Origin of the sequence: Nonomuraea bangladeshensis, from assembly GCF_039529455.1 — a bacterium.
Classification (GTDB): domain Bacteria; phylum Actinomycetota; class Actinomycetes; order Streptosporangiales; family Streptosporangiaceae; genus Nonomuraea; species Nonomuraea bangladeshensis.
Window position 1 is genome coordinate 53777 of the sequence record NZ_BAAAMV010000004.1, and the last position, 19704, is coordinate 73480.

Sequence of the window (19704 nt, forward strand, 5' to 3'; positions counted from 1 at the left end):
CCCGGCCCGATCAGGGACCGCTGTCCCGGGCGGACGGGGAATTTCCCGGGAGCCCCGGTGAGGTCGGTCAGACAGGAGCTTTCGGGGTCCCCGCGGAACAAAAGCCGTCATGTGCCACCAGTCGGCCCGGCACACCCACCTGGCCTAGGAGGCGAGCGATCTCTGGCAGGCCGGCGCCGTCATGGTCGAGGGCAGGTCTCGCGATAGGGCGCACCCGTGACGTAACGCGCCCACTCCGTCCTGCTCAACGGGTTCCCGGCCCGGGCGCACACCGCCGCCGCGACCGCGCCCGGCTCGACGAGCTGCTCGCGTATCGTCCCGTTACCGTCGAGCACCAGCACCCTCGAACCGTCGGCGGCAAAGGCCAGGGCCCGCACCCCGTCCTGGTTGGCGTCGGCCAGCACACCCAGCGATGCCTTTCCCGCCAAGTCGAACAGCTGCACCCGGTCGTCCCGGGTGACCGCCGCGACGACGTCCTCGCGAGGTGATCTGACCGCGTACCCGCTGAGTTTCCCGCTGATCGCCTCCCCGGCCGGGCGGCGGGTGGCCACGTCGTAGACGGTCAGGCGCCCGCGCGAGTCCACGATGGCCAGCGACCGGCCGTCCCGGGTGAAGACCGCGTCGGTGAGCGTGATGCCCTGGCCCGCGCCGCCGAACGGGCCGCCGATCGGCCGGCCGGAAGCGGCGTCGTAGAGGCGCTCGGCGTCGGTGGCGACCGCCAGCGTCCTGCCGTCCGGCGCGAACTCCACGTCCTGAGCCCGGCGCACGTCGTCTGACCACAGCAGGCGGCGGGCCTTCCAGTCCCACATCGCCAGCGAGTACGTGCGGGCGGCGCCATCCTCCGGCCCCTCCACCACCGTGGCCAGCCGTGTCCCGTCCGGGCTGAACGCCACATGTTCGGTGGTGGTGAAGGTGTCAGGGGTCAGCCTGGCCAGCTCCCGCCGGGCGTTCACGTCCAGCACGGAGATCGTCCGGGAGCCGCCGATGGCCGCCAGGCGCCCGTCCTGGCTGAGGGCGAGCGCGGTCGGCCCATCGTCGTCGGCCCGGCGCTGAAGGATCTCACCCGGCCCGCCTGGCGTCATCATGTGGACCTCTTCACGGCCGTCGGTCTTGGCTCCCAGCAGGCGTCCCGGAGTCAGCGCGGCCTCCGCCCAGGACGTCCCCCCTGAGGCCGGCGACAGGTCGGCGAGGTTCACGGTGATGACCCGGTCCACCATGAGGTAGCGCAGGACGCGGCCGTCGAAGGCGACCTGGGGGATGGCACCCTGGGCCAGGGTCTCATCCGACAGGCCCTCAGGAAGCGTCACCTTGGTGAGGAAGTGGCCTTCCCGCATCCACACCTGGATGTCGTCGCGGGTAGCCGTGGCGAGCAGCCGCCCGTCGGCGCTGAAGGTCACCTCGCCCTGGTTCCAGAGGATGCCGCGGTCCCCGATCGTGTCCATGACCGAGCCGTCCGCGACCGAGGTGATCACCAGGCCGTCGTGCACCGCCTGCGCCAGCCCGCGGCCGTCCGGCGTGAGGGCGAGCGGCCATCCGCACAGGTCGCACCGACCGGCCGCGCGGCGGGTGGCCTGCGTGGCGAGGTCCGGGACGCGCCGCCGGTCGATCCGGGTGGGCGAGACGGAGCCGGAGGAGTAGATGGCCGTTCCCGACGGTGTCATGGGGCCGAGCGTGTCGGCGGTTTTGGCGCGGCGGTTCCGTTCCAGGTCCCAGAGGTAGTCGTCGTGGTCGATGCGGACCACCGCGTATCTGTCCACGCTGCCGTAGTCCACGGTGACCGGCAGGTCCACGCCTTGCCCGAGTTCCTTGTCGAACCGCCACGTCGCGATCCGCCGGCCCGTTCGCAGTTCCCACACCCCGGCCTGCGTGCCGGTGGCCACCAGAACCCGGCGGCCGGTCGGGGAGAGCGCGGCGTCGGCCGGGCTGGCGTCCCCGAGCCCCAGCCTGGCGATCCCGCCCGCGGATCTGCCCGTGGTCACGTCCCAGAGCCGTACCGCGTCGCCGCTCACGCTGGCCATCGTCCGGCCGTCCGCGCTGAGCACGCGAAGGGTGTCGCCCGCCGTCGCCGGGTCCCTGAACATCGACACCTCGCGCTGCGTCAGCGAGGCCGTCAGCGCCGTCCTGGTCCGCGGCGTGCGGTCCAGCCGCCAGGCGGCCAGGCTGAGGTGCATGGCCAGGCGGGGATCGCTGTGCCGGAACGTGTCCGCGACCTGTGCCAGCCGCGCCGCCTCCGCCTGGCCGAGCTGAACGGAGATGCGCGCCGCCCGCTCGTCGGCCAGCCTGCCCTGCTGCACCGCCAGGCCGCCCGCGACCAGCGCGATCGCCAGCAGCCCCGCCAGGCTGAGCGTGACCAGGCGGCTGCGCCTGGACCTGCGCCTGGTCAGTGCGGCGGCGGACTCCAGGAAGTCGCGTTCCGTGGGGGAGAGGGTGATGTTCCTGCGGGCGGTGGCCGCCCACTGGAGGGCGTTCTCCAAGGCCGAGCCCTGGAACAGGTCGCCGTCCCTGCGGCCCGACCGATCCCAGCGCCGCGCCGCGGTCAGGATCTCCCGGTGCACGGCCAGGCCGTCCCGGTTGGCCTCCACCCAGCGGCGGTAGCGCGGCCAGGCGCGCGGCAGCGCAGGACGGGTCAGCCAGACCGACTCGCCGTCCCTGCCCAGCAGGTACCCGAACACCTCCAGGATCCTGTTCACCGACGAGACCTCGGGCAGCGACCTGCCCTCGACCAGCTCGGGCAGCTCCGCCCGGCACGCCGACAGCCCGCCGTTCTCACCCACCGTGACCAGCCGCAGGAACACCTCAGGCACCAGCTCCCGCTCCTCCGGGGCGAGCATCCCGTACGCGTCCTCGGCCAGCGCCCCGAGACCGGGATCGGCGGCGCCGATCACTCCGGCAGCCTCCCTGCCGCCCTCTGCGAGCAACTGGCCCAGGTCCGGCCCGCCGCTGACCAGGGCGAGCAGCAGCTCGCGGGCGCTCGGCCGGCGCAGCGGCTCCTTGCTGAGCGCCGCCGCGACCAGCGGGCGCAGCGAGCCGGGCAGCGCCCCCAGGTCCGGGATGGACGACAGCACCCGGTGCATGACCGCGCCCAGGGCCTCGGCCTCGAACGGGTCCTTGCCGGTTGCCGCGTACACCATGATCGCGCCCCACGCGAACACGTCGGCGGGCGTCCCCGCCCGGTCGCCGGTGAACACCTCTGGCGCCATGTACGTCGGCGTCCCCCTGACCAGGCCGGTCGCGGTCAGCGACATCTCGGCCGTCCTGGCGATTCCGAAGTCGATCACGCGCGGGCCGTCCGGGCCGAGCAGCACGTTGTCGGGCTTGAGGTCGCGGTGGATCACCCCCGCGTCGTGAATCGCGGTCAGCGCGGTGGCCACCGCCGTCGCCAGCCGGTGCAGGTCATCGCCAGAGAAACGGCGGCCCGCGGTGACGGCGGCGCGCAGGCTCGGGCCCGCGACGTACTCACTGACGACGTACGGCCTGGCCCCCTCCAGCCGGGCCTCGATGACCCGCGCCGTGCAGAACGACGCCACCCGCTGGGCCGCCGCGGCCTCCTTGGCCAGCTGGCCGGCGGCCTGGTCGCTGTGCAGCACCTTGATCGCGACGCGGGCGCCGTCCTCCGCGTACCCCTCGTAGACCACCCCCTGGCCGCCCGCGCCGAGCCGCCCGGCCAGCCAGTACGTTCCCAGGTACTGAGGGTCCCCGTCGATCAATGGCTCCACGGAGCGTTGGATGTGCGGTCAGCCGGGAAAGTTTGCGTCTTCCGCGTTGCGCGCCAAGGCTCTGTCCCGCGCCGCCAGGACAGGAAGCCGCCGTCGAGAGGGCGGGCGTCGCAGCCGTGCTCGCGCAGCAGGCGCACCGCCTCGGGGGAGGCGAACACAAGGCGGAACAACAGCGAGAGGCCGAGGCGAGACGGCAGCTTTCGGCGGCTCTTGAAGAGGACCGACGTCGATTCTTGGCAACTGAGGAAGGGCAGCGGATCCTGCGCGAGGGATACCGGGGAGACTGACCGGCGTCCCGCGAATCCGCGGGTGGGCGTCCTGGCTGACGAGCGGGAAGAGTACCGGCGATGGCGGCGGAGCATTGCCGTCGGCGTTGCTCATCGTCAACCTCGGGGCGCCGATCCGCAGCCGCGCCGGCACCGACATCGAGACGGCCGGGTACGCCGGCGGCCGCGTGGTCACGGTGACCCAGACGGATCCTCGATACCTTTTCGTCGTTCCTGTATCGCCCGATGTCAGGCTTGCCTGTCTCTAGCCTTCGAGCAGTCTGAGGCCCACCACGCCGATGAGGATGAGGAGGAGACAGGCCAGGCGTGCCACGGATGCGCTCTCGCCCAAGACGAAGATTCCGGCGAGTGCGACGCCGAGTGCGCCGAGCCCGACCCAGACCGCGTACGCGGTGCCGACCGGAAGCGTGCGAAGCGCGAAGGCGAGCAGGACGAAGCTGAGCACGGCGGCGATCACGCCGACCGTCGCGGGGACGAACCTGGTGAATCCGTCGGACCGTTCGAGTGCGACGGCCCACACGATCTCCAGCAGGGCGGCGGCGACCAGAAGCGACCAGGCCATCGCGGTCAGGCCGTGGTCCCGGCGTCCACGATGATGGACGCCCCGGTGATGTTGCGCGCCCCCGGTCCGGCCAGGTGCGCCACGGTCGCGGCGATGTCGTCGGGGTCGCAGTAGCGATCCAGCGCGGTGTAGGAGCGTTCGGCAGGCGCGTCCGGCCCGTCTGCCGGGTTCATCTCGGTGTCGGTCGAACCAGGGTGGACGAGGTTGGCGGTGATGCCCCGAGGGCCGAGATCGCGGGCCAGCCCTTTGGTGAGCCCGATGAGCGCGGACTTGCTCATCGAATACAGGGTCCAGCCCGGCGATGTCACCCGCTCGACCAGGGCGCTGCCGATGCTGATGATCCGCCCGCCATCTCCCATGTGCCGCGCGGCGGCCTGGGCGAGCACGAACGATGCCCGCGCATGGATGGCCAGCGTCCGGTCCACGTCCGCCAGCGTGACGTCCTCAAGCGGGCCGTACGGGGCGATGCCGGCATTGTTGATCAGGATGTCCAGTCCTCCCAGCGTGGCGGCCGTGCGCTCGACCGCCTCTACCAATGCCGCAGCATCAGTCGCCTCTGCCCGCATGGCGAGCCCGCGGACGCCCATCGCTTCGATCTCCCTCACCACGGCAGTCGCCCGTTCGGCGGCGTGTGCGTAAGTGATGGCGACGTCCGCGCCCTCGCCGGCCAGCCTGCGGGCGATTGCCGCGCCGATGCCGCGGCTGCCTCCGGTGACGAGCGCCACCCGTCCATTGAGCATGGTGTTCACCTTCCCCGCTAAATCGGAACTCATTCCGGATAGAGTTAAGCGGAATCGATTCCGGATCGCAACCCGGTAGGCTTACGCCGTGACGCAGAGCCGGCCATCCTCGATGCGGGACGACGCGGGCGACGGGTCCAGTGATCAGCGCAGTGACGAGCGCGCGGACGCGGCGCGCAACCGCGCGAAGATCCTCGCCGCCGCGGAGGAGATCATGGCCGCCCGCGGCGTGGAAGCGCTGTCCATGGCAGACGTTGCTGCCGCGGCGGGCGTGGGCGTCGGCACGCTTTATCGCCGGTTCGGCGACAGGGCCGGCCTCGCCCACGCGCTCATCGACCGGCGCGAGCGGGAGTTCCAGGCGGCATATCTGGGCGGGCCACCGCCGCTCGGTCCCGGCGCGCCCGCCGCCGAGCGGATCCGCGCGTTCTTGCACGCGCTGGCCACTCGTACCGTCAACCAACTCGACCTCCTGCTCGTAGCGGAGACCGCGGCGCCGTTCGCCCGCTTCGGTGGGGCCTATCACGCCTACCACCGCCATCTGGCGATCCTTATCGCTGAAGCCAGGCCGGGCCGCGACGCGTCCTACCTCGCCGACGCCTTACTCGCCCCGCTGGCCGCGAACCTGCTGGCCTACCGGATCGGCGGAGAGCAGGGGCTCACCTTGAAGGCCATCCGGGCAGGACTCGACGATCTCCTGGCCGGCGTGACAGGACCGGACGGCGGAGCCGCCGAAGGCCGGCGGTGACGCATATGGCCGCGCCGGGGCGCGCTGTGCTGCCCCGCTGAGCGACGATCCCCCTGTACGGAGTGCGGTGGTCGTCCGACCACCCTCGAAGGCGCCTCCTCAGCGTGCGGGACGTAGGACGCGCCTGATGAAGCGGTGCGGTGCTCGGGTCCGTGCGATGAGCCCCGAAGTAGAACGTTGCCGCAGGCCACAGCGGGCCGGCTTTCATGTCGAGCCGCCCGGCTCCGCCCCACCATCGACGACCTCGACGCCGTCGGCCCGCTGGAGCTGACCGGACGGCGATGGAGCGAGCAGGGCCCGGATCACTCGCCGACCGGCGGATCGTCGCGGACCGGTCGCAGGGCGCCGGCGCGCGCGGCGGCGAGCGTGACGCGGACCGTCTGGTCGGCGGTGGCCTCGTCGACCGGTTCGGCGGTGATGAGCAGACGCAGGTAGATCGGTGCGGCGAGGGTCTTCAGCAACTCGGCGGGATCGGTTCCTTCGGGCAGCTGGCCGCGTTCGACGGCGCGCGTCACCACCGGCTGGGCTCTGGCGAGCCGGTCGTCGAACACGTGCCGCCGGGCCGCGGCGATCTCCGGGAGGTGAGCTGCCCCGGTGAACATGGCGGCGAGGATGGCCTGCCCGGCCGGGCTGTTGAACGCCTGGACGATCGAGCGGGCCAGGGCCCGCAGATCGGTCTCGAGCGATCCGGTGTCGGGCACGGGGATGTCCGTCGCCATGTGCTCGGCCAGGGCGTCGGTGAGCAGGCTCTCGCGATCTTTCCATCGCCGGTACACCGTCGTCTTGTGGACTCCGGCGCGCTGGGCGATGTTCTCGACGGTCAAGGCGGCGTAGCCCTTGTCCACGAGCTCGGCGAGGGTGGCGGCGTGGACGGCGGCGCGCACCTTGGCGCCGCGGCCGACGGGGCGGCCGGTGGAGGAATCGGACGGCATTGCAACTCCGAGTTGCGATATTCCGGGGCGAGCTGACAGGATCACCATATCGCAACTCGAAGTTGCGATAAATCGATCTTCATCCCCTCAAGGCGGCACATCATGCACCACACTCCCGCTTGGAGCCTGCGTTCCATCCCGGATCAGACCGGCCGTGTCGCGGTGGTGACCGGCGCCAACAGCGGCATCGGCTACGTCACCGCCCGCGAGCTGGCGCGCCGCGGCGCGCACGTCGTCCTGGCCTGTCGCGACCCGGAACGGGGGCGGTTCGCGCTGGCCCGCATGCAGGCCGAGGTGCCCGGCGCGCGACTGGACCTGCGCCGGGTCGACCTGGGCAGCCTGGCCTCCATCCGGGACTTCGCCGCCGGCTGGGACCGTGGCAGGCTCGACCTGCTGGTGAACAACGCCGGCGTGGCGATGGTGCCCTACGCCCGGACCGTGGACGGGTTCGAGTCGCAGTTCGGCATCAACCACCTGGGCACCTTCGCCCTGACCGGCCGGCTGCTGCCGCACCTGCTCGCCGCGCCCGATCCACGGGTGGTCATCGTCAGCAGCGAGGGCCAGCGCTTCGCCCGCTTCGACCTGAACAACCTCAATGCCGAGCGCGGGTACCGCACGGCGTTCGCCTACGTGCAGTCCAAGCGGGCCAACCTCTACTTCGCCGCGGAACTCCAGCGCCGGGCCGAGGCCGCCGGAGTGGCGCTGCGCAGCATGGCCGTCGCCCCCGGGCTCACCCGTACCAACGTGCTCACCGGCGGAGCCAACAGCAGCAGAGGAGCACTGTACGCGGCCCTCACGCGCCTGCTGGTGCGCGCGGCCTTCCGGCCGACGCCGGAAGGGGCGAAGACCTCGCTGTACGCGGCGACCGTGCCGGACCTGCCCGGCGGCAGCTACATCGTGCCCGACGGACCGCTGCAACTGCGCGGCGAGCCCGTACGCCGCACCCGCGAACGCGCACTCCACGACACCGGCACGGCCGCCCGGCTGTGGCAACTGTCCGAACGTCTGACCGGCGTCACCTACCTGTGACGCTCGCCAGGGACGGTCTCCTCCCGAGGCCGGGGCGTTCTGGTGGACAGCCTGCCGCTTGCGGCGTCGAGGGCCGAGAGACCACGCTGCGCAACTACGCAACAGCCTCGACATCCGAGACGGCGTGGTGGGACGAGGCGAAACACGCCGGGAGTGGGTCGGAAACGGTCGCCGGGGACGAGTTCCGGCTCGGCGGCGGCCGACTGCACTTCCCCTCGTAGCGTGGAGACCGAGACGGGAGAGGTCTGGTCGTGGCAGCAGTCACGTGGCGGCGCTTTGATCCGGAGTTCCGGGCGGGCGCGGCGGGGAACAAGGAACGCGCCGAACTGGAAGACGAGCGTGACGTGCTCAAGCGTGCCGTGATCTGGTCGATCGGCTCGGGAACGTCGATGGGTCGACCTGACCATGGAGATCGACCGCCTCTTCGAGGTGTGGGGTGGAACCACGGCTCGCCTCGTCATCATTGATGAGTCCGAACGGCTCACCACCCGCGCCATCGAGCAGGTCCGCGACTTCATCGGCATGCCCGGCATCGAAAGCGCCTGGCCCGCCATCCGCAGCTCCACAGCCGTATCGGCTTCGTCCACCTCTACCGCACCCTGGCCGCCGGCGAACTCGCCATCGTCATGACCACAGCCTTCGCCCACCTGGGCCTGGACATCCCGGACACCACTACCACTGAGGCCATCGCCACGATCAACCGCACCACCGCAGGCGCCGATGTCATCGACGTCGCCCGCGACGCCCTGGTTATCGGCGACAGCCGACTGCTGCTGTTTGTGACCTCCTCGCGTGCGCACGTATGGACCTGTCGGGAAGAACCGGGAACCCCAGTCCTGGCCGACAGCGCTAAACAAGCCTTCCCGAACAGGGCGGCGTTGCGCAGCGTGAACACCACCAGCACCCGCCACTGCTGCTTGTCCCCGCTGTTCCTCCTCCCGGATCGACGTCGCCAGCAGTGGCGCTACTTCAGCATGACGGCGCCGAATCGGGCATCCGCGGCGCTCACCCCGGTGGGAATCGCGTGCACAGACTGCGCAGCGGACGGGACCCCGGTGGCGGTGCCGGGAAGCACCGCGAGCATGCCCCTGCCGCCGTTCTTGCCGGGTACGCCGATGATCAGCTCGCCCTTGCCGTCGGCGGTGACGTCGATGATCGAGACGGCTTCGCCCATGCGGTCGTCCGTCACGGACTCCTCGGCGATCGGATCGGCCGAAGGCGCCGTGCCGGGTGGGGCGATGCCGTCCTGGGTGAGGATCTGGGCAGCGGAGACGTCCGGGCCCGAGGCGGTCCCGGGGATCAGGGCGACGGCTCCCGCGGCCGCCTTGCCCGCGATGGTCGCTTTGGGCAGGCCGACGGCGATCTCGCCGCGGCCGTCGCCGTTGACGTCGCCGACGGTGACGGTGATGTCGGTGGACCCGAGCGTGGTCAGCCAGGACAGGTTGCGGGCCGTGAAGCCGGGCTGGTACATGCCGGCGCCGTAGTAGGAGCCGTACCAGACGTGCACCGTGCCGGTGCTCGGCGTCACCATGACGACGTCGCGGTAGCCGTCGCCGTTCACGTCGCCGAGGCCGAGCTGTGAGTCGTTCCTGGTGCAGACGGGCTTGGTCGCGTCGGGGGTGTCGCAGGCCGCCGTGCTGCCCATGAGCATGGGGGTGTGCGTCGGGTCGCGCGGACTGTCGATGTACCACAGCGCACCGTTGGAGTGACCGACGGACGGGGCGACCAGCACGATCGCCTCCATGATGTCGTCGCCGTTCACAGTGCCGAGCAGAGTCGACTGCAGCATGGGGCCGCTGGGGGGCGTGGAGGTGCCGAACGCGGTCTTCTCGAATGCGCCACCGTTGTACCAGCCGCCGAAGACGGAGTAGTAACCCGGGGCGAACAGCCCCACGACGTCGGTCCGCGGGTCACTGTCGGCGTTGCCGACGGTCAGCCCCTGGTAGTACGACGAACTGGAGCCGCCCTGCCGGGTGACGCCCGCCGCAGTCCAGGAGAACGTGTGCCGCTCACGGTAGCCCGCGGTGACCAGGTCGGTCCTGCCGTCGCCATCGACGTCGCCCGCGGCCAGCCCCTTCCCCCAGCCGTGGCACACGCCGGCCGACTCACCCGAGCAGCCGGGGGTGGGCCGGATGAGCTGTTTGGCGCCGCTGAGCCCGTTCGGGCCGCCGTACAGGACGGCGATCATCCCGGTGTTGTCGGTGCCGGCATAGCCCGGATAGAGGGGCATGCCGACGGCGACATCGTTGTAACCGTCCCCGTTGAAGTCGCTCTTGACGGTGATGGCAGGCGCCGCCGCGGCGGGTGCGGCGGGTGTGGTGAGCCCGACGGCCACCGCGAGCGCCGCGGCCGACCAGACGATCTTGTTCACGCGCATGGGCCGAGGATTCCGCTTGCGCCTTGTGGCCGGGTTGAGGCTGACTGGCGACGACCGCCGAAGGGGACAGACGCGCCGAACTGGTCAGGCCTGGGGTCGCCGCCTGTGCCTTCGGCGCACTGCTCCCGGCGTCAACGGGGTCGGGGGAACGTCGGGGGAAAGTCGGGGAACACGGGCGCCGCCGCCCGCGGGGCGGGCGGCGGCGTCTGAAAGGGTGGAACGTCGGCGGAGGCGTCAGCGCCAGTAGACGACCGTGAGGGTCGGCGGCTTCACGCCCGCGTCCGGGTTCTCCGAGGCGGCGAACGCGCGCCAGTTGGTCTTCTCGGTCTCGTCCGCGCCGCGCAGCTGGATGCCGTAGTTGGGGGCGCCGCCGGCCCATGCCTTGGCGATGTCGGTCACCGGCCACGCGAGGTAGCCGGCGCCCGCGGCGCAGGGCTCGGTCCAGGTCCGGCCGCGGCCCACGCGGGTGGTGCTGGCGCCCTGGCGCGTGGTGGTGGGCTTGTTGTCCCAGTTCAGGTCGGTCTCGTCCCAGGGGCTGGTGACGCGCTCGGCGGTGAGGCCGGAGCCGACCGCGATCCCGCAGGCGTTGGTCTCCAGGTTCCACATGCCGAGGCCGGCCAGGATGACGCGCTTGCCGGTGATCTTCCGGGTGTCGAACTTGACCAGGCTGCGCATGATGTCGCCGCCCTCGCCGTTCTCCCACGGCATGGTGCCGGCGATGATCATAGGGTCGCCCGGGTGGGAGGCCCAGGAGGTGGCCACGTCGGTGTCGGTGACGACGCCGGGCAGGGTGATCGCCGGAGAGATGATCACAGGATAGGCGCGGGCGGGGTCGGCGAGGTACGAGGCGTCCGGCTTCAGGACCAGGACCTTCACCCCGTTCTGCGTCTCGACCGTGCCGGCGACCTTGGAGACCGCGCCGCCGCGCGGTTTGCCGCGCCCGGTGGCGTCGTACATGAGCGGCTGCGCCGCGGCGGCGGCCACCTTGCCGTCGGCGCTCCTCAACTCCAGGCCCCCGTCGGCGTCGGCCCGGAGGTCCACCCCCTGGGTGTCCACGGGAATGCGCAGCTCCAGCGGCCCCGCGGGCTTCTCGCGCAGCACGACGTCGTACCGGAATCCGGTCGGCAGCACGGTCACCACGAGGTCGGCCCCCTGACCGGCCGCGTTGGTGAAGGTGGCGACGTTGCCCTTCACCGACGGCTTGGGCAGGGGCGTGGGCCACCGGGGCGCGAACACGCGGCCCTCGGCGTCGACGAGCTTGGCCAGCGGACCGTCGCCCCCGGCCGAGACCTCGACCTTGACCTCGGACACGCGAGGCTTGAGCACCGAGCCCTGGGCCTCCAGCGTGGGGTCGGCGGCCTTCCAGGTGCCGTCCGCCATCCGGACGTTGGACGGGCCGGAGGTGATGGTGGCGGTGAAGCTGCCGTCGGGGTTGGCGACGGTGGTGCTGGTCTCGTCGGTCAGGCTCGGCACGGCCACGGCCTCGCCGGTCTTCGCGGCCTGAGCGGACGCGGCCGCCTCCGGGCTCGGCTCCACGGCAGCCACGGCCTCGAAACTGGTGGCCGCGGTGAGCGCGGCGACAGTGGTCAGCCCGAGCGCCAGCCGCCCGACGGATGCGGAGAATCGCATGCAACTCCCATTCGTAATGGTATGGAAAGGGATGAGGGCGCGACCGATCCGCGAGTGGGCACTCGCTCGTTCCCCCGTTTCCCTGAGCCCGGATCCTGCTTGTTTCCCCGTACAGGAATCGGGCTGGATCACAGGAATATCACTGCCGGTGGGCGAATATCGTGAATTATGGGTGATGTGGCATAAGTCACCATTTGCGGTAGTTGAGCTTATTGGCCCGGGGTGCCAGGTTCGAGTTGGGGCGCTGGCCGGTCTCGGTGCCTTCGGCGATGACACGGAAGATCAGTCGGCCGCCCGGGGTGGTGGTGCCTCGTGCAACGAGCGGAACACGATGCCGCGTTTTGCGCACGCCCGGTGACGATCGCGATCAGCTCCTGCGGCGAGCGGCCGAGCCGGTCCCGCGACGGAACGACGAGGGTGCCGCCGGCGCTCAGATGGTCCAGCGCACACTCGTCTATCGAGCTCTGCGTGCCCTGCTCCTACGCCGCCGCACCACAATTCTGCTGGCGGCCGGCATCGACGCGTCCATCGGCACGGTCGGCGACGCGCTCGACAACGCCCTGATGGAATCACAGATCGGCCTCTACAAGACCGAACTGATCAAACCCCGAGGCCCGTGGCGCAGTCTGGCCGACGTGGAACTGGTCACCGCTGAATGGGTGGCCTGTTTCAACAGCATCCGCCCGCACTCAGCCATCGGACACCTCCCGCCCGAGGAGTTCGAAACCATCTCCTACGCCCAGCACCGACCCAACGAAGCCCTAGCAATCAACCGCTGAGGTCTCCATCGAACCCGCCGTTTCCTGTCAGGGCTCTTCGTGCAGGGACGCGCGGCGGCGACTGAGCACCGCGGCGGCAGGAATGGCTGCGGCCAGGCCGCTGAGCAGGACGGCAGCGAGCGCTCCCAGGACGGCCGGCGCGTTGCCGAAGGCCAGACCGACGGCAGCCAGCGCCGGCCCCACGTTGCGCACCGCCGCGACCATGCCCATGGTGGTACGGCGTACCGGAGGCCCGGTGGCCAGGGCCGTGCCGAGCAGGAGGGCGAGGCCGGAGAAGACGAAGCCCGCCAGCAGGCTGCGTGAGCCGATCAGCGCGACGACGTCGCGCCAGTTGCCTGCGAGCATGCCCGCCAGCACGATGAGAAAGGTGATGTTGGAGGTCCTGGCGGCCACCGGTTGCCAGGCCAGTGCAGTGGCCGCAGCGTAGTGTCGCACGAGCAGTCCGACGGTGAACGGCACGAGCTGGAGGATCACGACGGTCAGCATCAGCACCGGAACGTCGAGTGCGACTGCGCGCGCCGGCGCCGGTCGCCTGAAGGACGATGTTCGCGGTGGGCCCGAAGGTGATGCTGCCGATCGCGGCCAGCAGGACCTGCATGGCGGCCCCGGCGACCACATCCCCGTTCTGTACCATGCCGAGTTTCGCGCCGAACGGTCCGCCCGGTGAGGAGGCGATCAGGAGCAGCGCGACGAACGCCGCCGAGGGCAGGCCGAACAGCACGGCGACCCCCCAGCCCAGCAGCGGCAGAACGACCAGGTTGGCCAGGAGCACCAGCACGAGCAGCGGGACGTCCACCACGACGGCGCGCAGCGCCGGCAGCGTCGCGCCCAGCCCGGCGGCGAACATGGTGACCGCGATGAAGATGACCGTGACGGCGTTGAACAGCAGCTGCAGCGTGTCCATGACAACTCCCGATCGTCGTATCGGGGGCGACGCCCCGCGTGGTCGGCCCGTGAGTCAGCGCGCGAGGTCAGTCGGTGAGGTCGCCGAGCCAGCGCAGCGCGCTCAGGCTGGGCAGGAAGCAGTATTCGCCGCCACGTGTGACGACGAAGCGCGGCAGGCCGGTCAGGCGCCGCCGGAAGGGACGGCGGGGAATGGTGTAATCGCCGGAGCCGTCGGCCGAGCCGGTCAGGGGATCCCTGGCCGATCCCGCGCCGAAGAAGACGCCGTCGTTCATCCATTCGGTCTGGACGAACTCGAATTGCCGGCCGAGATGGGCGCCGATGAAGGCGAACATCAGTCCGCGGTCGGCGCCGTCGTCGTCCAGGACGCCGTCGGGCAGCGGCGGCCCGTAGACGGTGCCGCGTCTGATCATGCGGTGCAACCGCGGCACTCCGGCCACCGCCGCGTCGCGAGGGTTGCCCCGGCGGATGTGGCAGCCGCCGGGAGTGCTGAAGCCCGCCGGGTCGTCGTGCTGGTAGAGGAAGGCGTTGCGGCGCGCGGCGTCGGCGCCGAGGGCCGGGTCGTCGTGATCCGGACAGAGGGCCAGCGGCGCGCCGCTGCGCCAGCGCCCCATCATCTTGGCCGCCAGCAGTTCCTCGTCCTGCGGGCCGGCGGCGTTGTCCCTCAGGTAGCGCCGGAACAGCGCGACCCGCTGATGCAGCTTGCGGAAGGCCACGTAGGTGCCGTTGCGTCCGAGTACGTCGGGCTGCGGCGTCTGGGTGCCGCCGAGCTCGTCGGGGTAGCCGAGCACGAACTCGCCCGCCTTGAGCGGCACCTCCAACGGGTTCGACCCGGCGACGCCGCTGCCCTCGATGGCGGGTTGGCTGACGCCGTCGCGGTAGCCGAAGGGTTCGGTCTCGGTGGGCAGCGCGTGGCAGTTCTGCCGCCAGATCGCCGTCACGCCCGGCAGGGCCTCATAAGCCGGACGGGCGTGGTCGACGGCCGCCTCCAGCCGGGTGCTGTCGGGCGCGAGCGCCACCAGGACCACGTGCACATCGGCCGAGCCGAGCGGAGGTTCCCAGTGGGCGGGGCCGCTGTCGCCGGCATCGCCCAGGGCGTCGGCGCGTGCGGCCATGCCCTGCCGGAACTCCCACGCGAAGGTGTCCATGGAGTCCTGGGGTACGCCGAGGGCCTTGAGGCCGTGATACGTGAGCGCGACGCTGACCCAGGTCTCCCCCAGAGGGCTCATCGAGGCGGCGGCGGAGGTCACCACGGCGCTCACCCGCCGCATCAGTTCCCGCCCCTGCGCGCGATCGTCGATGCGGAACAGGATGTAGGTGGCCGCGTACGGGGTCGGCCGCGGGCTGAGGACGCCGCGTTGAATGTCGTCCAGGTCGAGTGTGACGCCTGCCGGCTCGCTCACCGCCGCCCCGCCTCCTTCCGGTGTCACTTGGCTGAGACGAGGTTGTTCCAGAAGGCGCGCAGGCTGTCGTCCACGCCGAACAGCGAGCTGAAGATCGTGGAGTCGGCGAGGATGATGTCCCCGGCCCGGTCGCCGCGAGCAGGCATCCACAGGAACATGTTGAACTCGGTGTTCCCGGCCTCGACGAACGGGTGCGTCGGCCGGGACAGGTCGATCGGCTGCCGGCCCAGCACCCGGACGGCGTCGGGGTCGTCGGTGGTCACGGCGTAGTGGGGGAGATGCATGTGGAAGTTGAAGTGGGACACGCCTTCCAGCCACCCCTTGGTGTCCAGGTCCCTGGCGATGGACAGCGGGACGCTCTTGCCCTCCTGCTGCACCGCGGGACGCAGCCCGTGCCGGTTCTCCACCGGCACCCCCAGCCCCGCCATCAGCGACCGGGTGTACCTGCCGAAGCGCTGCTGGCGCGGCACCAGGGCGTCGCCGTGATGGTGGTACTCCACGTCGCGCATCGCCAGGTCGTCCGTCGCTCCGACGTCGTGATGCGGCCCCAGGGCCAGGCACGTCCCCTCGCGGGTGAGGAAGTCGCGCAGCGCCTCGATCTCGCCGGGAGTGGCGTCCTGTCCGGTGATCATGTGGTCCAGCCCCCACACGAACAGGGTGTCGGTGTCGGCCAGCACCCGTTCGTCCAGCGGCGTGTGGAAACCGGCCTGGTCGACGCGTTGATACACCGGCACGGGATATCCGGTGGCCTCCTGGACGAACTGCTGGAACGGCAGCCAGCCCCAGAAGAACAGCTCCAGCCCGCCCGCGATGCCCTGCTGGAAGCGCAGGGGGTCGGACCACTGCGGGTCCTCGTAGGCGGGCCACTGCACACGACGCACCTCGGTCATCGTGGAGAACCGGTTGTCCAGCTCGGCCACGTCCCTGCCAGCCTCGGCCGGGAAGCTCCATGCGACGTAGATGCTCAACCGCCGGCGGCCGGCGGCGTACGGGCGCGGCATGTGGTTCTGGTTGTAGGTGCGCGCCGTCGTGAACTCACTCATCTGATCTCCTCACTGCAGCTGGTCGAGCATCTCCGACAGGGCGCTCTTGATCCGCAGCGCCTTCTTGATCTCGTCGGCCGTCACGTACGGGTACTCGCCGTACTCGATGAAGCTCGGGCAGTGATGCTCGCGGACGAACCTGACGAACGCCTCCGGGTTGGTCTTCCAGTCCTCGGGGAAGCCCTCGAGGTTCTCGAAGGCCGTGTTCACTCCCGCCCTCGTGAACAGCGCTATGGCGTCCTCGGTGTACTTGTCGAAGTCGGTGTCGAAGATCCCCTGGTACATGAAGCGGGTATCGTCGTCGAACAGCACCCAGCGCAGATAGTGCAGCTTCAAGGGAGCCAGCAGGTGAGGGTCGTCCTCCAGCGCCTGGGCGAGCGTGTAGCCGTAGCCCCGAATCGCATCGGCCCGTCCTGGCTTGACCCTGGCGATGATGGTGAACCCGTAACACGCGGGGCTTCGCGGGAAGACAGGCCCGTACTTCCCCTGCTCCAGATGGTCGGTCTCCTTGGGGATGACGACCGCCTGCGGCCTGATCTCCATGGCCACCCTCTCCATCGTCGTACTCACGGGGAGGAACGGCTCAAGCAACCTGACTCCGGCCATCGTCTCATAGCACGACACGGAGAGTGACAACCATGGCCGTTCGAAGCAGGCAGCGGCGTGCGTCGAATGCACCAACGCCTTGCGGCCGACTGAAGCTGCCGATGTTTCTCAAGCGACCGCCTATGAAACATCGCTTCCGGCCTGGCGTGTCCAGTTCGCGCGCCGCTTTCGTAGGTCGATGCGGACAGATGGCGGATTGAGGGCGCTCACCGTGGCCACCCCACCGGTCCGCAAGCCGGGCACGCTCTGGATCGAGCTGCCCGCCCCGTCGCGCCGGGCGCCGGGCCGTCCGGGCACGTCCGCATCGGCTATGCCCGCGCCTCCGCGACGGTCGCGGCACGGAGATCGAATTTTGGACTCCGTCGAGCGCCTGCTGACCTCCGGAGGGGCGGACGCGATCCGGCTCGACGCGGTCGCGGCGCAGGCCGGAGTCAGCAAGGGCGGCCTGCTCCATCACTTCAAGTCCAAGCAAGCGCTGCTCGAGGGGGTGCTCGACCGTCAGGTGGAACGGTTTCAGGCCGAGCTGCCGCCGACGGGATCACCGCCCGGCTCCTTCATCCGAGCCTGGCTGGACGCCACCATCCCCGACACTGATATCCCGGCACGGGCGCACACCGACCAGGTGGCAGTGGCCCTGCTCGCCGCCCTGTCCGGCGGCCCGGAGGTACTCGACGCGTTCCGGCGCCGCTACGAGGCTTGGCAGGACAGGCTCGCCGACGACGGCCTCGACCCGAGCACGGCCTACCTCGTCCGGCTGGCCGTCGACGGATGGTGGATGGCACGGCTGACCAGGACTACACCAACCCGATCCTGACCGACTGAAACGCCTCGTTCGTCCTGCTCGACCTGGCCGCGAGCCTGACCGGGCCGGCCACTCTGTGCACCACGTCCTCGTCGCGGCCTCTGATGACCGTGTCCCTCACCATGACCAGCACGGCGGGCCTTCAGCAGTCGCCTTCTGGGCGCTACGCGGTGACTTCACCCTCACCTGGTGGCTGCCCAACCTGTTCCTCCTGCTGTTCCCGTTGCCGGCGCTCGTCGTCTTGACTCGTACGACCACGAGCGCGGCGGCCGATCGACAGCAGCGCCGGCGTCGCGAGCGTTCGGAGGGCTGGCATGCCCGTGTTGCGGCGGCGTGAGTCGAACGTGGAGAACCAGGTTTCGGGCCAACTGCTGGTTGCGCCAGCCCTCCGGGCTGCAGTAGCGGCAGCCCACCGACCAGACGAAGGCCTGGAGCGCCTGGTGCGAGCTCGTCCTGTCCCATCCGTCACTTACATCCGCAGATGGGATCATTAGAAGTAATCGGAGCGCAAGTCCGCGCAGCGCCCTTGAATCGGCTGCTCCGGTGACCACTCCCGGTCGGGCTGCTGTAGTCGCAGCTCAGCGGAGACGGTGCCGAATGCCGGCGACACCCGCGACGGTGGCCGACCGTTCAGGGGCGGGGGGCGAGAGCTTCGAGTTCGGGGGACGTGATCGCGCCGAGATGGTGCGCGGTGCTGACGAGGTCCTGGATCAGATCGGACTGTGCGGACGTGCGCCAGATCAGCGCCCACCGAGCGGGCGGTGCGTCGCGGATCGGCACATAGGCGATGTCAGGACGGGGGAAGTAACGGGCGGCGTGGGCGTGGGCGGGAGAGACGGCCTCGCCGTTGGAGAGCAGGGGCAGCATCTCGGCCGAGTTGTTGGCGACAGGACCGACGGGGATCGGCCTTCCCGTCGGCGTACGCCGGGGGACGAGCGCCTCACGCCAGTAGTCGGGCCGCGCGCCCCCCATGACCACCTCATCGGCCAGATCCTCGTACGAGACCGATGCTCGCGCCGCCAGCCGGTGACCGACACCGACGGCCAGGACCACCGGCTCGATGTAGACGACCGGGCCCACGGTGAGATCGGCCTCCCGGACGGGCAGCCAGGCGACCTGCACATCGACGGCCCCGGTCCGCACCGGCCCGAAGGGATCGTTGAAACCGACGTAGCGGATGTTGAGGTCGCAGGTGGGGCGGCGGGCCTCGAAGGCGTCCAGCAGCGGACGCAGGTCCTCGTGGTTGGCGTTGATCATGCCGATGCGCAGCACTTGCGTCTTGCCCCGAGCGGCGCGGGTGGCACGGTCGATGCCCTCGCGCATGCCGAGGTACATGGGCTGGAGGTCCTCGAAGAGCCGACGACCGATCGGGGTCAGCTCCACGTGCCGGCTGCTCCGATCGAACAACGCGGCACCGATCCGGCGCTCCTGCTTCTTGATTGCCTGGCTCACCCGCGACGGCGTCACGTGCAGGCGTTCCGCGGTACGGCCGAAGTGCAGTTCTTCGGCCAGCGCCAGAAAAATCTCGATGTCGCGCAGTTCCATCCCGCCTCCCGATCGTGAATCTATCGCTCAACGAACCGTGGCCGGAATCGTCGTTGTTCACCGCGAGGGCAGGCGCGAACCTGGTACCGCATCGCAGTCACGCTCGCGCGGTCCGTACCAGTGACCGTGCTGCACCACGTCGCTACAGGAGATTTGATGTCCACCACCCTCATCGTCGTCACCGTTCTGACCGCCGCCTGGGTCGGCTTCTCAGGCTTCTCGCTGCTGCGTCAAGCGGACTTCGTCGCCAAGCCGCTGGTCGAGTACGGCGTGCCCAAGTCGTGGTGGCCGTGGCTGGGAGCGGCCAAGGCTGCGGGCGCGGTCGGTTTGCTCGTCGGCCTGGCGGTGCCCGCGATCGGTGTGGCTGCCGGGATAGGTCTCGTGGTGTACTTCCTCGGCGCCGTCGTCACGGTGCTGAGGGCCCGTTCGCACAAAACGGTTGTCTTCCCCGTGTTGTACCTCGCCCCGGTCGTGGCCACTCTGCTCCTGGGGCTGAGCTGACCTCCCGCCGGCATGGGGCCGTACGTGCACCACGGCCACGCCTCCAGACGGAAGCCCTGCGACACTCACGGACTCCCACAGGGTTGCCCAAAGGGCTGTCACCGT

18 protein-coding genes and 1 pseudogene are annotated in these 19704 nt (G+C 70.5%); 7 read left to right on the forward strand and 12 right to left on the reverse strand.

Annotation, left to right across the window (positions count from 1 at the left end):
* Positions 1 to 179: 179 nt before the first annotated feature.
* The 3 genes from ABD292_RS12015 to ABD292_RS12025 form a co-directional block, all read right to left on the reverse strand.
* Positions 180 to 3716: a protein kinase domain-containing protein gene (locus tag ABD292_RS12015; RefSeq protein ID WP_344207203.1), complete on the reverse strand. Its 3537-nt coding sequence runs from the start codon at positions 3714 to 3716 to the stop codon at positions 180 to 182.
* 531 nt (positions 3717 to 4247) lie between these two features.
* Complete coding sequence (locus ABD292_RS12020) at positions 4248 to 4565, reverse strand: DMT family transporter (RefSeq protein WP_344207204.1); 318 nt, start codon at positions 4563 to 4565, stop codon at positions 4248 to 4250.
* Positions 4566 to 4570: 5 nt separating this feature from the next.
* Positions 4571 to 5305 (reverse strand): SDR family NAD(P)-dependent oxidoreductase, encoded by a 735-nt coding sequence (locus ABD292_RS12025; protein WP_344207206.1) that lies wholly within the window; start codon positions 5303 to 5305, stop codon positions 4571 to 4573.
* 88 nt (positions 5306 to 5393) lie between these two features.
* On the opposite strand from ABD292_RS12025, the gene ABD292_RS12030 reads away from it, so the two are divergent.
* Positions 5394 to 6050: a TetR/AcrR family transcriptional regulator gene (locus ABD292_RS12030; RefSeq protein WP_344207207.1), complete on the forward strand. Its 657-nt coding sequence runs from the start codon at positions 5394 to 5396 to the stop codon at positions 6048 to 6050.
* Positions 6051 to 6352: 302 nt separating this feature from the next.
* Here ABD292_RS12030 and ABD292_RS12035 read toward each other — a convergent pair whose 3' ends face one another.
* Entirely contained in the window at positions 6353 to 6982 is a 630-nt protein-coding gene (locus ABD292_RS12035) for a TetR/AcrR family transcriptional regulator (protein ID WP_344207208.1), read from the reverse strand.
* A 102-nt stretch (positions 6983 to 7084) separates the two neighbouring features.
* On the opposite strand from ABD292_RS12035, the gene ABD292_RS12040 reads away from it, so the two are divergent.
* Both ABD292_RS12040 and ABD292_RS12045 read left to right on the forward strand, forming a co-directional pair.
* Positions 7085 to 8011, forward strand: coding sequence for an oxidoreductase (locus tag ABD292_RS12040; RefSeq protein WP_344207209.1), 927 nt, complete (start codon positions 7085 to 7087; stop codon positions 8009 to 8011).
* Between the two features lie 405 nt (positions 8012 to 8416).
* Positions 8417 to 8641 (forward strand): hypothetical protein, encoded by a 225-nt coding sequence (locus ABD292_RS12045; RefSeq protein ID WP_344207210.1) that lies wholly within the window; start codon positions 8417 to 8419, stop codon positions 8639 to 8641.
* A gap of 334 nt (positions 8642 to 8975) precedes the next feature.
* On the opposite strand, the gene ABD292_RS12050 is transcribed toward ABD292_RS12045, so the two are convergent.
* Both ABD292_RS12050 and ABD292_RS12055 read right to left on the reverse strand, forming a co-directional pair.
* Complete coding sequence (locus tag ABD292_RS12050) at positions 8976 to 10388, reverse strand: FG-GAP repeat domain-containing protein (protein ID WP_344207211.1); 1413 nt, start codon at positions 10386 to 10388, stop codon at positions 8976 to 8978.
* A 234-nt stretch (positions 10389 to 10622) separates the two neighbouring features.
* A complete protein-coding gene (locus ABD292_RS12055) occupies positions 10623 to 12017 on the reverse strand; it encodes a DNRLRE domain-containing protein (RefSeq protein ID WP_344207212.1) in 1395 nt (464 codons plus the stop codon).
* Positions 12018 to 12358: 341 nt separating this feature from the next.
* Here ABD292_RS12055 and ABD292_RS12060 point away from each other — a divergent pair, with 341 nt between their 5' ends.
* Positions 12359 to 12796: an integrase core domain-containing protein gene (locus tag ABD292_RS12060; RefSeq protein WP_344207213.1), complete on the forward strand. Its 438-nt coding sequence runs from the start codon at positions 12359 to 12361 to the stop codon at positions 12794 to 12796.
* A 27-nt stretch (positions 12797 to 12823) separates the two neighbouring features.
* On the opposite strand, the gene ABD292_RS12065 is transcribed toward ABD292_RS12060, so the two are convergent.
* From ABD292_RS12065 to ABD292_RS12085, 5 genes and pseudogenes are all read right to left on the reverse strand, one after another.
* Complete coding sequence (locus ABD292_RS12065) at positions 12824 to 13282, reverse strand: hypothetical protein (RefSeq protein WP_344207961.1); 459 nt, start codon at positions 13280 to 13282, stop codon at positions 12824 to 12826.
* Between the two features lie 109 nt (positions 13283 to 13391).
* Positions 13392 to 13700 (reverse strand): annotated as a pseudogene (locus tag ABD292_RS12070) (bile acid:sodium symporter); the annotation flags it as partial.
* A gap of 67 nt (positions 13701 to 13767) precedes the next feature.
* On the reverse strand, positions 13768 to 15102 hold the full coding sequence (locus ABD292_RS12075) for a Dyp-type peroxidase (protein ID WP_344207214.1): 1335 nt from the start codon (positions 15100 to 15102) through the stop codon (positions 13768 to 13770).
* A gap of 23 nt (positions 15103 to 15125) precedes the next feature.
* Positions 15126 to 16145 (reverse strand): hypothetical protein, encoded by a 1020-nt coding sequence (locus tag ABD292_RS12080; RefSeq protein ID WP_344207215.1) that lies wholly within the window; start codon positions 16143 to 16145, stop codon positions 15126 to 15128.
* A gap of 9 nt (positions 16146 to 16154) precedes the next feature.
* The gene (locus ABD292_RS12085; RefSeq protein ID WP_344207216.1) at positions 16155 to 16688 is read right to left on the reverse strand and encodes a hypothetical protein; all 534 of its coding nucleotides are present in this window, start codon (positions 16686 to 16688) and stop codon (positions 16155 to 16157) included.
* 415 nt (positions 16689 to 17103) lie between these two features.
* Between ABD292_RS12085 and ABD292_RS12090 the strand changes: the two genes are divergently transcribed.
* Complete coding sequence (locus ABD292_RS12090; RefSeq protein WP_344207217.1) at positions 17104 to 17565, forward strand: TetR/AcrR family transcriptional regulator; 462 nt, start codon at positions 17104 to 17106, stop codon at positions 17563 to 17565.
* Positions 17566 to 17629: 64 nt separating this feature from the next.
* The gene (locus ABD292_RS48935) at positions 17630 to 17890 is read left to right on the forward strand and encodes a DUF5360 family protein (RefSeq protein WP_371248308.1); all 261 of its coding nucleotides are present in this window, start codon (positions 17630 to 17632) and stop codon (positions 17888 to 17890) included.
* 293 nt (positions 17891 to 18183) lie between these two features.
* Here ABD292_RS48935 and ABD292_RS12095 read toward each other — a convergent pair whose 3' ends face one another.
* Positions 18184 to 19098, reverse strand: a complete 915-nt coding sequence (locus tag ABD292_RS12095) for a LysR family transcriptional regulator (protein WP_344207218.1) — start codon at positions 19096 to 19098, stop codon at positions 18184 to 18186.
* 156 nt (positions 19099 to 19254) lie between these two features.
* Here ABD292_RS12095 and ABD292_RS12100 point away from each other — a divergent pair, with 156 nt between their 5' ends.
* The gene (locus ABD292_RS12100; protein WP_344207219.1) at positions 19255 to 19599 is read left to right on the forward strand and encodes a DoxX family protein; all 345 of its coding nucleotides are present in this window, start codon (positions 19255 to 19257) and stop codon (positions 19597 to 19599) included.
* The last annotated feature ends 105 nt before the right edge of the window (positions 19600 to 19704 follow it).